Below are 11,860 nucleotides of genomic sequence, written 5' to 3' on the forward strand. Positions count from 1 at the left end.
GGAGCGGGCGTGAGTGTCCCTGCTTTGCGGCTCCGTGAGCCGAGTCGGGTCGTACCGGTCAGACCTCGGGGCGCAGCATCGGCGGGTTGAGCAGCGTCGCTCCGCCCGCGCGGAACAGCTGGGCGGGGCGTCCGCCCTGGCGGGTGGTCGTTCCCCCGGTCGGGACGAGGAAGCCGGGCGTGCCGGTCACCTTGCGGTGGAAGTTGCGCGGGTCGAGGGCGACTCCCCACACCGCCTCGTAGACACGGCGCAACTCCCCGACGGTGAACTCTGGCGGGCAGAACGCGGTGGCCAGCGAGGAGTATTCGATCTTCGAGCGGGCGCGCTCGACGCCGTCCGCCAGGATCTGCGCGTGGTCGAAGGCCAGCGGCGCCGCCTGCTCCCCCTCCCGGCCGAACCCGCTCTGGTTCATCAGCTCCTCGACCGGTGCCCATCGGGCACTGTGTGCGTCGCCGCCAGCCCGGGGCGCGGGCAGGTCGGGCGCGAGGGCCAGGTGGGCGACGCTGACCACGCGCATCCGCGGATCGCGCTTGGGATCCCCGTACGTCGCGAGCTGCTCCAGGTGTGCGCCGTTGTCCTGCGCCGGCACGCCCGGGTCGTGGGCGCGCAGGCCGGTCTCCTCGGCCAGCTCCCGCGCTGCCGCCTCCGTCAGGTCCTCGTCGTCCCGGACGAACCCGCCGGGCAGTGCCCAACGCCCCTGAAAGGGCGGCTCACCTCGCCGTACCGCCAACGCGCACAGGGCGTGGCGGCGCACGGTCAGCACGACCAGGTCGACGGTGACAGCGAAGGGCGGGAAGGCCGACGGGTCGTAGGGTGGCATGGAACGATCATAGTCGTCTGCCTGACGATAAACACCTCCTTCCCTCATCGTCGCCCCACTTCGTGCCCCGCGCCCACACCCGTCCGTCGCGCACGGGTCGCCGGCCGGTCAGACCCCCAACTGGAGTCCGTCGGCGGCCTCCTCGACCATGGCGAGGCCGAGGCGGGTGACGCGGACCGCGAAGGGCTGCCCGGCCACTTGCAGGCCCGTCAGTCCGACCGCCCCGAGGGGCGCGCTGCGCATCGGTGACAGGGTCACGGTCCGGGCCGGCGCGTCCGGCCTGATGCCCGCGAGCGAGACCAGGAGGTGCACGCCGCCCGCGGCCGCGACGGCGGCGGGTCTGCACGCGGCGGGGTGCGGCACCGGGGCGCCGCGCTCAGTCCGCTGCTCCCCCGCGTGCATCTCCGGCAGGCGGTAACCGAAGGATTCCGCAGCATCGATCACCCCTCTGAGCAGGGACGCGGCTTCCTTCTCGTAGCCCGCGGTGGTCAGTCCCGCGACGGCCACCGCCGTCTCGTGGATCCGCACCGCGCCGGAGTGGTGGCCGAACGGGTTGTACGCCCCTTCCTTGGCGCCGAGGCTCCGCAGTCCCCAACCGGAGTCCAGGGCCGGCCCTCCGAACAGCCGGGCGAGCTGTTCCGTCTGCACCTTGTCGAGCAGGCCGGGTGCGGAGGCTCCCGCGCCGAGGAGGCCGGTGTCAAGCAGGTGTGCGGCGCCGCTGCCGAGCTGTGCGATCGGCCGCCCGTCCGGTGTGCAGGCCGCGGCGGGCCTGCCCCCTCCGAGGTCTTCCACCCAGAAGTCCTCGCGGAAGCGGCGCCGGAGCTCCTCGGCCCATTGGCGCAGCTCGGCACCGCCGGGTCGGGCGTACGCGTCCATCAGGTCGGCGCCGAGGACAGCGGCCCGGTGCGCGTGGGCCTGGGTCTCGCAGCGCCGTGGGCCGCCCGGCCCCGGATCCGGCAGATAGGGATGCTCCCGTTCGACCGCGGTGCGCAGCCAGCGCAGGCACCGCTCCGCGGCGGGGAGCAGTTCGACGACCTCCTGTTCGGCGAGTCCCCAGCGTCTGGCTTCGGCCAGGAGCACGGGGAATTGGAGGGTGGCTTCGATGCCGGTGCTGCTCGGCGGAAGTTGAGCGCCTGCGTGCCGCAGAGGCCCTGGAATGCTGCCGAAATCCGGTCCCGGGGAGGCCGATTGAGTGCGGGCGAGCGCACGGAGCGTTCCCGCGGCGAGGCGGGTACCCAAGGGGAGAGCCATGCGGGCCGCGGCCAACGCCTCGGCGGGCGCCGGTCCGCAGCGCCAGGGCGCGCCCGCGGCAAGTCGTACGTCCAGGGGGTGCTCCGGGTCGCGCACCAGCAGCGCGTGGAGATCATCTACGCAGGCCCTCAGAAGGGCGCCCGCGCGTGGGTCGTCCCCCTGGGCCTGCGCCGAACCGAACAGCCGCCGCCCGGCGCCCGGCGCCGAGCTGCCGCTCCCCGTGTCCGCCCGCAGTTTCAGCTCCACGGTGCGCGAGCCGCCGGGCGGGAGGTCCAGTTCCCAGCGCAGCAGGCCTGCCGAGGCGAGCGCGTCAGTGGGCGACGGCACGGCGGTCACCACCGCGTATCCGGCGGCCGAGGACCACCGCATCCCCGAGTCGTGGACGCTCGCGGGAAGTTCGCGGACGATGCTTCCCGCGGCCACCGCGCCGAGTTCGGCAAGGTCCGTGCCCAGGGAGATCTCCAGGGGTAGGCGTAACCGATGCCGAGCCGAGCTGTGCAGCGTGATCCGCTCGGTCCCGTCGGCGTGACGGACGCGCTCGACGATCACGTCGGGGTCGGGTCCGGCCTCCGGCGAGGCCCGCACCGTCGACACGAATCGGGCCCGGTCCGCGGCGATCATGCGGGCCTGCACGGCGAGAGGCTCCCGGCCGCCCACGCGGACCTCACAGCGCGAGAGCAGGCGGCGTCCGCCCCGGTACACGCCGTCGAGGCCGTGGGCCTTCAGCTGCCCGTGGTCCGAGGAGATCGCGAGCCCGGGCAGGGCCACGCAGATCAGCGCCCCGTGCGTGGACGGCAGGTCCGCGCTGCGACGCGGTGCCGCGGCCTGCTGCGGTGCACCGGCCGCCCGTCGCTGTTCCCACTCGCCCATGGGCCTCATCCCTCGAACGCGGCCGAGCGAGGCGCCGGCGTGCCGCCGGGCTGCCGAACACCTCGGCGGCGCGGCCCGGCCGTCGCTTCCGCCATCCACGTGAACGGCGCGGTCCCGCCGCAAGTAACGCTTCAGCGCCTCGAAACCACGCCATCGACGGCGGCGCCCGGCGTGTTCGCCCCGGCTCATCCCTCGCCCCTCTGACGCTGGTGAACGATGCGGCGGCGCCCTGAGGGACGGCGCGGCGCACGCGTGCCCGCCCGGCCGGGCCGCGTCCCCGCTCCGGGCCGTCGCTCGCCCCGCCGCCGCAGGGCCGCCTCCAGGCCACGGGCCGCGCGCGAGACACCCGGATCGACCACGTGCTTCGTGCCCGGGACGAGTGGCTCCGAGGCCTGTTCGCCGGAGCCACCCTCTCCTTCGGTGATCCCTACGGCCGCCCCTTCTGTAAGCCCTGCAGCCTCCCCTTCTGTGATGCTTGCGACCTCCCTTTCCCTGAAGCCTGCGTCCTCCGCTTCCCTGAAGCCTGCGTCCTCCGCTTCCCTGATGCCTGCCGCCTCCGCGTCACCTTCACCCCGATCAACCACGGGGTCCGAGGCCTCGTCGTGGTCCGCCCGCCGGCCACGCAGCGAGCGCCGCACCGGCTCGGGGTCCAGGCCCCCCGAGCGGGCCTCGTTGAGCAGACGGGCGAAGACGTAGTCGGGGTCCGCGCCGAGCGCCATCTCCAGGGCCACGTCCGCCTCGACCGTGTCGCCGAGCGACCAGGCCACCCATCCCGCGAGGGTCAGCGGCGCCGCGGCGTGCTCGCAGTAATCGCCCACACAGCGTCGGGCCAGCGCGCGCCACAGGCGCAGCGCGCACGCCGCTTCGTCGCCCTCCATCCACTCCGCGGCCCGGTCCCTGGTCTCGCGGTCCTGCAGACCGAGGATCAGGACCGCCGCCTCGTCGTGGGCCAGCAACTCGTCGTCCTTGAGGTCCGCCTCCAGCGCGTCCGGCGCGCTGGAGGCGTCCGCGAGACGGCGCATGCACAGCCGCGCCAGATCGAGGGTCTGGGCCTCCACGCCCGCACGCCTGTGCGGACTCAGCATCCTCGGCACAAGGTCCATGGACGCGGCGTCGAGCGCCCTCTCCTGCTCCGGTCCGAGAGCGGTGACCAACGGAGCGAGGCGTGCCTTGACCTCCTGCTCCGAGGCCCGGACCTGGATGCCCGCGTACGCGGCGGTGGCCGCCATCACCGAGGTGCCCGGGCCCGTCACCGGATTCCCGTCGGGCGGGCAGCAGTCGGGGCGCACGCAGCAGTAGGACCAGTAGTGATCGGCGGAGAGGCACAGGGCTTCCGTCACCGGTACGTCCAAGGCGCCGCAGGCCGTACGCAGGAGCTGGGCCAGCGGACGCAGCCGCTCCATGGTCAGCCGGCCCGTGCCGGCCCGTGCGGGTGCCGGGTCCTGGCAGAGGAACGCGATGATGCTGTCGGGCTTGCCGTCGCGGCGCACGCACTCGCCGATCAGGCAGCGCGCGAGCAGGTCCGCGACGGCAGGCCAGTCCTCGGGCCGGTCGGGGATGCCGAGGCGCACCCGGCCACCGAACCGGCCCTCGTGCAGGGCGACCAGGACGATGCAGTCCTCGGGCCGGAAGCCGAGCAAGTACGGCAGCGCCTCGGCCAGTTCGCCAGCGGAGCGCAGGGTGATCTTGGCCTCGCCGGTGACGCCGACGGGCTCGCTGTGATTCGTCATGCGAGGACCATGCCGCGAATCACCCGACTCCGGTTCACCCTGTGGATAACCCCCATCAGGGACACGTCATGAGTTGTCCACAGGTCACGGGGCTCGTTCGCGCGATGTCGGTGCCATCGGGTTGCATGGGGGCATGAGCAACGAAGACCTGCGGAACGCGGCCGACACCGTACTCGCCCGACTTGTCGGAGACCCGAGTGGCACCGCCCGGCTGCGCGAGGACCAGTGGCGGGCGATCGAGGCGCTGGTCGCCGACCACAGACGCGCCCTCGTCGTGCAGCGGACCGGCTGGGGCAAGTCCGCGGTGTACTTCGTGGCCACAGCGCTGCTGCGCGAGCAGGGCAGTGGGCCGACGGTCATCGTCTCGCCGCTGCTCGCCCTCATGCGGAACCAGGTGGAGGCGGCCGAGCGCGCGGGCATCCGCGCCCGCACGATCAACTCCTCGAACACCGAGGAGTGGGACGCGGTCCGTGCCGAGGTCGCGGCGGGAGAGGTCGACGTGCTCCTGGTCAGCCCCGAGCGGCTGAACAACCCGGATTTCCGGGACAACGTCCTGCCGCAGCTGGCGGCGGCCACCGGCCTCCTGGTGGTGGACGAGGCGCACTGCATCTCGGACTGGGGGCACGACTTCCGTCCCGACTACCGGCGGCTGCGCACCATGCTGGCCGAACTCCCGTCGGGCGTCCCGGTGCTGGCCACGACGGCGACGGCGAACGCCCGCGTGACGGCCGACGTCGCCGACCAGCTCGGTACGGGCTCCGGCTCCGACGCCCTGGTGCTGCGCGGCCCGCTGGATCGCGAGAGTCTCAGCCTCAATGTGCTGGAGCTGCCCGACGCCGCCCACCGGCTGGCCTGGCTCGCCGATCACCTCGACGACCTGCCGGGCTCCGGCATCATCTACACGCTCACGGTGGCGGCCGCCGAGGAGGTCACCGCGTACCTGCGGCAGTGCGGTCACACGGTCACCTCGTACACGGGCAAGACGGAGAACGCGGACCGCCAGCAGGCCGAGGAGGACCTGCTGGCGAACCGGGTGAAGGCACTCGTGGCCACGTCCGCGCTGGGCATGGGTTTCGACAAGCCCGACCTCGGGTTCGTCGTGCACCTCGGCTCGCCCTCCTCCCCCATCGCCTACTACCAGCAGGTGGGCCGCGCGGGCCGCGGCGTCGAGCACGCCGAGGTGCTGCTGCTTCCGGGCAAGGAGGACGAGGCGATCTGGCGCTACTTCGCCTCGCTCGCCTTCCCGCCCGAGGACCAGGTGCGGCGCACGCTGGACGTGCTCGCGGGCTCCGAGCGGCCGCTGTCCCTGCCGGCGCTGGAGCCGCTGGTCGAGCTGCGCCGCTCCCGCCTGGAGATCATGCTCAAGGTGCTCGACGTGGACGGCGCGGTGCACCGGGTGAAGGGCGGCTGGATCTCGACCGGCCGGCCGTGGGTCTACGACACGGAGCGGTACGTGTGGGTGGCCAAGCAGCGCGAGGCCGAGCAGCAGGCCATGCGGGACTACGCGACGACGACCGGCTGCCGCATGGAGTTCCTGCGCCGGCAGCTGGACGACGAGGCGGCCGCCCCGTGCGGCCGGTGCGACAACTGCGCGGGGGCACGGTTCGACGCCGCGGTGTCGCCGCAGGCACTGACCTCGGCCCGCGGTGAGCTGGGGCGCCCCGGCGTGGAGGTGGAGCCCCGGAAGATGTGGCCCACGGGACTCGCCTCGGTCGGGATCGACCTCAAGGGCCGTATCCCCGCCGGCGAGCAGGCGGCGCCGGGGCGGGCGCTCGGCCGCCTCTCTGACATCGGCTGGGGCAACAGGCTGCGCCCGATGCTCGCGCCCCAGGCACCGGACGGTCCGGTGCCGGACGACGTGGCACGGGCCGTCGTGGAGGTTCTCGCCGACTGGGCGAAGGGGCCGGGGGGCTGGGCGTCCGGTGACGCCTCGGCTCTGCCACGCCCGGTGGGCGTGGTCACGATGGCCTCGCACACCCGGCCGCAGCTCATCGACTCCCTGGGCCGGGGCATCGCTCAGGTGGGCCGGATGCCGCTGCTCGGGCAGATCGCGTACGAGCCGGGCAGCGACACGGCGCACATCCCGCGCAGCAACAGCGCGCAGCGCCTGCGCGCGCTGGACGGCACCCTGGTTCTGCCGCCGGAGCTGGCGGGCGCGCTCGCCGAAGCCGCGGGGCCGGTACTGCTGGTGGACGACTACACGGAAACGGGCTGGACGCTGGCCATGGCCGCGCGGTTGCTGCGCCGGGCCGGCGCCGGGGCGGTGTTGCCGCTGGTCCTGGCCGTCCAGGGCTGAGGCCTCGGCCGGAGGAGCCGCGGTCGGCCCCCGGGGAGCAGTCTCGGGCGCCCGGCCGCACATGGGTGTCCCGAGCTATGGGCAGGGATATTGAAGACGCATCGTCAGATACCGGGCCTCGGCGCCAATTGCTCGTTGCCGAGCGACAGTACGACGGGAAGAATCGGGAGTGCTCCCCGCGCGGCTCCCGTGGTCCGGTAGGGCTGTGCCGCGGTGCGCTCCCCCAGTCCGCCCCTGCCCTCCTCGTGGGCGTCCAGCCGAAGGGAGGACCGTGACCTTCGGATTCGCTCCGTCCTCGGCGGCATCGTTGTCCGCGTCCTCGATGCGCACCGAAAGGTCCGCCGATTCCGTCAACCGACCGACCAGGCTGCTCGAACCCACGGAGTGGGCAGCGGCCGGTATCCCGCTGCTGCGCAATCCGCGTGAGGTGGTCAGCGGGCTGCACAGCCGCCACCGACCGATCCCGCAGACCGCTGTCGTGGCGGTGCTCGATCCCGAGGAGCGACTGCGCGCGAGCGCCTCGTTCACCCGCCGCGAGAGCCACACCGACGGCTGGACGTTCCGCAACTCCCTGCTGTCGCAGTTGCGTCGGGTGATCCCGCACGACCTGCGCCGCCGCACCCCGGTCCGGACAGCCGTCCTGCTCTACTGCCGCGAGGGCGACGCCCGTTGGACGGAGGAGGACGGGGCCTGGATGTGGGGGCTACGCGACGCCTGCACCCTGCACGGGCTGCGCTGCGGTGCGTACATCACCATGACGCGGGACGGGTGGCAGGTGCTCGGCGAGGGCCGCGGCGGCCGGAGCCCCGGCCTGGGGTCCGCCGTCGAGAGCCTCGGGAGCGCCGAGCCTCCCGCGCCGCGCACGGGGGGCGCCGCGACGGAGATGCTCCGCCGGGCGGCCGCGCGCTGAACGGGTCGGCGGCGGCCGCACACCGGCCTGCCGGACTGGCCGGGCACCGCCGGGCGGTGCGGGCAGCCGGCAAGCCGGGCGTCAGACCCCGGCGCCCAGCAGCGAGTTGATGCGCTGCGGCTCGCCGCACACGATCAGCAGGGAACCGGCCCGGCCGAGAGCGAGCGGAAGAGCCGGTCCGGTCGCCTCGTCGGCGCCGTTCACGGCGACGACGACGACCGGGCGGGTCCCGGCGCGGTCCAGGGCAGAGGCGTCGGCGTAGAAGACGTCGTCGCCCGCGTCGTGCTGCGCCCAGTAGGCGTCGGCACCGAAGGACAGCTCGTGCGCGGCCCACGGGTGCGGGTCGCCGGTGGTGATCACGAGGACCTCACCGGGTGCGCGACCGGAGTCGAGCAGCAGGTCGACGGCTTCCTCCGCGGCGTCCAGCGCGCCCTCGGCCGAGGCCGGGATCAGCTGGACCTGCGGGCCGGCGGGAGTCGGCGGGGCGGCCGGGGCCTTCGGGCCCGGCTTGGGGGCACCGGCGGCGTCACGCGGCGTGCGCTGCGCGGGCGGCATGGGCCTTGCGGGACCCGGACGACCGGGACGCGGCGGCGCCGCGGGACGCGGGCCGGGTACGGGGCGAGGGGTCGGCGCGGTACGGCCACTGGCCGGAGTCGCGCGGGGACCCTGGGCACTCTCGTGAATCTGAGGCTCCTCGGGAATGAGAGGCATGAGCTGATATCTATCAAACGCAGGTGCGGATCGCGCCAGCGGGTGGCACATCAGTGCGAGTGCAGCGGTCAGAAGTCGAAGCCGAGCTGGCCCTCGATCTCAGGAACGCTTGCATCCGCCCAGCTGCGGGCCTTCTTGAGGTGCCGCCACTGGGGCAGCGCATCAAGATACGCCCACGACAGTCGGTGGTGCGGGGTGGGCCCCCGCTCCTCCAACGCGGCACGGTGCACCGGCGACGGGTATCCGGCATTGGCCGCAAACCCGAAGTCTGCATGGTCGATGCCCAGTTCGGCCATCATTTTGTCGCGGCGGACCTTCGCGATCACCGACGCCGCGGCGACGGCGATGCAGGAACGGTCCCCCTTGATCACCGTACGGACCTGCCACGGCGTACCCAGGTAATCGTGCTTGCCGTCCAGGATGACGGCGTCGGGCCGCACCGGCAGGGCCTCCAGGGCCCTCACGGCGGCGAGCCTGAGCGCGGCGGTCATCCCCAGGTCGTCGATCTCCTCGGGCGAGGCGTGGCCGAGGGCGTGGGCGGTCACCCAGCCCTCCAGGACGTCCGCGAGCGTCTCACGCCGCTTGGGGCTGATCAGCTTGGAGTCGGTCAGCCCCTCGGGCGGTCGGCGCAGGCCGGTGATCGCGGCACATACCGTGACGGGACCGGCCCAGGCGCCCCGGCCGACCTCGTCGACACCGGCGATGATCTTGGCACCGGTAGTGGCGCGCAAGGAGCGCTCGACGGTGTGGGTGGGTGGTTCGTACGGCATGGCGCCAACAAGCCTACGCCGCCCGAGGGGCTCGGCGACACCCGCCTCCGCTCAATCCGGACGCCGCTCCAGGAGGGGCACCATGACCCGGTCGATCATCTCCACCAGATCCGCCTCCTCCCATTCACTCCCGCACACCTTGGAGCGGTACATCATCATCGCGGGGATGACGTCGCACACGTAGGGATCGACGGCGTCGGGGCGCACCTCTCCCCGCTCGATCCCGCGGCGCACGACCTCCTTGATCAGCTCGACGCTCGGCTCGACGACCCCCTCGACGATCACGGAGTGGAAGCGCTCCGCGGTGAAGGTGTCGCACTCGTGAAGCACCGAGCGCAGCGCGGAGCCGGGGCGCGAGTACATCGCCGCGCGCATCTGCCGGCACAGCTCCAGCAGGTCCTCGCGGACGCTGCCGCGGTCCGGGGCGGAGTCCAGCCGGGGCAGCCCCGCCTGCAGCGCGTCGACGACGAGGTCCTCCTTGGAGGGCCAGCGCCGGTACACGGCCGCCTTGCCCGTCTGGGCGCCCGCGGCGACGCCCTCCATCGTCAGCCCGTTCCAGCCGACCGTACTGAGCTGGTCCAACGCGGCTTCCAGGATGGCCCGTTCCAGCACGGCGCCACGCCTGCGCAAGGAGACGGAGCCCTGGGGCGGGGCGGCCGTCCAGCGCGAACTAACCATCGTCATCTCTCCGTTGAGCGGTCCGGAAGGGGCCGGGAGTGGTCCGAGACACACGGCGGCGAGTTCAGTGAACGGTTGCGTTCACTGAAGGGGACTCACTACCGTTGAAGCGACAGTGAACGCTCTCGTTCACTAATGCTCTCGTGGGGGATCCATAGTGACAACCTCTCAGTTAACGCAAGATCAGAAGCCGCGAGCAGCCCGCCGGGAGGGGCATCCCGGCATCGCACTCACCGTCATCGCCGCCTGCCAGCTCATGGTGGTCCTCGACGCGACGATTGTGAACATCGCGCTCCCGCACATCCAGGACGCCCTCAAGTTCTCCACCACCGACCTGACCTGGGTGGTCAGCGCGTACACCCTGACCTTCGGCGGCATGCTGCTGCTGGGCGGCCGCGCGGGCGACATCCTGGGACGCCGCCGGGTCTTCATGACCGGCATCCTCCTGTTCACCGCAGCCTCCTTGCTGGGCGGCCTGGCCCAGGAGCCCTGGCAGCTGCTCGCCGCCCGCGCTCTGCAGGGAGTCGGCGGCGCCATCGCGTCACCCACATCCCTGGCCCTCATCACCACCACGTTCCCCGAAGGCCCGGAGCGGAACAGAGCGTTCGGCGTCTTCGCCGCCGTCTCCGCGGGAGGCGGAGCCGTCGGACTGCTCGCGGGCGGCATGCTGACGGACTGGCTGGACTGGCGCTGGGTGCTGTTCGTGAACGTACCCATCGGCATCCTCATCGCCGTTCTCACGCCCCTGTACATCACGGAGTCGAAGCGCCATCCAGGAAGCTTCGACATCGCCGGCGCGCTGACCTCCACGTTCGGCATGGTGGCGCTCGTCTACGGCTTCATCCGGGCGTCCGAGGAAGGGTGGCGGGACAGCCTGACGCTGGGCTCGTTCGGCGCCGCGGTCGTGCTGCTGCTCGCCTTCGCGATCGTCGAGCGGCGCGCCAAGGACCCGATCACACCGCTGCGCATGTTCGCGGACCGCAATCGGTCCGGAACGTACGTGATCATGCTCAGCCTCGCCGCGGCGATGTTCGGCATGTTCTTCTTCATCGTCCTGTTCGTGCAGAACGTGCTGGGCTACTCGCCGATCAAGGCCGGCCTGGCGTTCCTGCCGGTCACCGCCGCGATCGCGGTCGGCGCGGGGCTCTCGCAGCGCTTCCTGCCCACCCTGGGCCCCAAGCCCTTCATGGCCGCCGGCACGGCGCTGGCGGTGCTGGGGCTGACCTGGCAGACGTTCGTGACGCCGGAGAGCTCGTACGTGAGCGGGGTCCTCGGCCCGATGCTGGTCTTCGGCGTCGGCATGGGGCTGAACTTCGTGACGCTCACGGTCACAGCGGTCTCCGGCGTGGCCCAGCACGAGGCGGGCGCGGCGTCCGGCCTGCTCAACGCGACACAGCAGGTGGGCGGCTCGCTCGGCCTCTCGATCCTGACCACCGTCTTCGGCTCGGCGAGCCGGGAGGAGGCCAAGCAGCAGCTGCCGGACTTCATGGCGCACGCCTCGCCGGAGCAGAAGGCGGCGTTCCTCAAGTCCCACGAGCTGCCCGCACCTTGGGGGCACGAGGTGCTGGCGCACGGCATCTCGACGGCGTTCATCCCGGCGGCCGCCATGGCGCTGCTCGCGCTGGCCGTCGCGCTCGTGGTCGTCAAGGTGCGCAAGAGCGACCTGGAGGCACTCTCGGGTGTCGCCGGGCCGGCCGGGGGCTGACGCCCTGGCGGGGGACGTGGGGGGGGGGGGGGCGCGCCGCGCGGCCGCCGGGCGCCGCCCGCCCCCCCCCGGCGCCCCGGCCGCGCCCGCGCCCCAACCCCGACACGGCGAGCGCCAGA

9 protein-coding genes are annotated in these 11,860 nt (G+C 72.9%); 3 read left to right on the forward strand and 6 right to left on the reverse strand.

The features are described 5' to 3' along the window. Positions 1–58: 58 nt before the first annotated feature. From ACFW9D_RS04815 to ACFW9D_RS04825, 3 genes are all read right to left on the reverse strand, one after another. Positions 59–820, reverse strand: coding sequence for an NUDIX domain-containing protein (locus tag ACFW9D_RS04815; protein ID WP_188336438.1), 762 nt, complete (start codon positions 818–820; stop codon positions 59–61). 108 nt (positions 821–928) lie between these two features. Then, positions 929–2,941 carry a glycogen debranching N-terminal domain-containing protein gene (locus ACFW9D_RS04820; protein WP_384617773.1) on the reverse strand — a complete coding sequence of 671 codons (2,013 nt, stop codon included), beginning with the start codon at positions 2,939–2,941 and terminating at the stop codon, positions 929–931. Between the two features lie 185 nt (positions 2,942–3,126). Then, positions 3,127–4,671, reverse strand: a complete 1,545-nt coding sequence (locus ACFW9D_RS04825; RefSeq protein ID WP_384617775.1) for a DUF4192 domain-containing protein — start codon at positions 4,669–4,671, stop codon at positions 3,127–3,129. A gap of 133 nt (positions 4,672–4,804) precedes the next feature. Between ACFW9D_RS04825 and ACFW9D_RS04830 the strand changes: the two genes are divergently transcribed. Further along, positions 4,805–6,967: a RecQ family ATP-dependent DNA helicase gene (locus ACFW9D_RS04830; RefSeq protein ID WP_188336441.1), complete on the forward strand. Its 2,163-nt coding sequence runs from the start codon at positions 4,805–4,807 to the stop codon at positions 6,965–6,967. A 271-nt stretch (positions 6,968–7,238) separates the two neighbouring features. Next, complete coding sequence (locus ACFW9D_RS04835) at positions 7,239–7,877, forward strand: hypothetical protein (RefSeq protein ID WP_384617778.1); 639 nt, start codon at positions 7,239–7,241, stop codon at positions 7,875–7,877. A gap of 81 nt (positions 7,878–7,958) precedes the next feature. On the opposite strand, the gene ACFW9D_RS04840 is transcribed toward ACFW9D_RS04835, so the two are convergent. The 3 genes from ACFW9D_RS04840 to ACFW9D_RS04850 form a co-directional block, all read right to left on the reverse strand. Next, positions 7,959–8,588 (reverse strand): hypothetical protein, encoded by a 630-nt coding sequence (locus ACFW9D_RS04840; RefSeq protein ID WP_384617781.1) that lies wholly within the window; start codon positions 8,586–8,588, stop codon positions 7,959–7,961. A gap of 68 nt (positions 8,589–8,656) precedes the next feature. Next, complete coding sequence (locus ACFW9D_RS04845; protein ID WP_188336444.1) at positions 8,657–9,358, reverse strand: ribonuclease HII; 702 nt, start codon at positions 9,356–9,358, stop codon at positions 8,657–8,659. Positions 9,359–9,409: 51 nt separating this feature from the next. Beyond that, complete coding sequence (locus ACFW9D_RS04850) at positions 9,410–10,036, reverse strand: TetR/AcrR family transcriptional regulator (RefSeq protein WP_384617821.1); 627 nt, start codon at positions 10,034–10,036, stop codon at positions 9,410–9,412. Positions 10,037–10,193: 157 nt separating this feature from the next. On the opposite strand from ACFW9D_RS04850, the gene ACFW9D_RS04855 reads away from it, so the two are divergent. Beyond that, positions 10,194–11,741, forward strand: coding sequence for an MFS transporter (locus tag ACFW9D_RS04855; RefSeq protein ID WP_188336445.1), 1,548 nt, complete (start codon positions 10,194–10,196; stop codon positions 11,739–11,741). Positions 11,742–11,860 lie beyond the last annotated feature (119 nt).

This window comes from Streptomyces sp. NPDC059524 (assembly GCF_042749255.1).
GTDB classification, from domain to species: Bacteria; Actinomycetota; Actinomycetes; order Streptomycetales; family Streptomycetaceae; genus Streptomyces; species Streptomyces xanthii.

Bases quoted from the DNA above. Each gene is read 5' to 3' on its own strand.
- ACFW9D_RS04850 (WP_384617821.1), bottom strand. From the start codon at position 10,036: ATGGTTAGTTCGCGCTGGACGGCCGCCCCGCCCCAGGGCTCCGTCTCC.
- ACFW9D_RS04815 (WP_188336438.1), bottom strand. From the start codon at position 820: ATGCCACCCTACGACCCGTCGGCCTTCCCGCCCTTCGCTGTCACCGTC.
- ACFW9D_RS04825 (WP_384617775.1), bottom strand. From the start codon at position 4,671: ATGACGAATCACAGCGAGCCCGTCGGCGTCACCGGCGAGGCCAAGATC.
- ACFW9D_RS04845 (WP_188336444.1), bottom strand. From the start codon at position 9,358: ATGCCGTACGAACCACCCACCCACACCGTCGAGCGCTCCTTGCGCGCC.
- ACFW9D_RS04830 (WP_188336441.1), top strand. From the start codon at position 4,805: ATGAGCAACGAAGACCTGCGGAACGCGGCCGACACCGTACTCGCCCGA.
- ACFW9D_RS04820 (WP_384617773.1), bottom strand. From the start codon at position 2,941: ATGGGCGAGTGGGAACAGCGACGGGCGGCCGGTGCACCGCAGCAGGCC.
- ACFW9D_RS04840 (WP_384617781.1), bottom strand. From the start codon at position 8,588: ATGCCTCTCATTCCCGAGGAGCCTCAGATTCACGAGAGTGCCCAGGGT.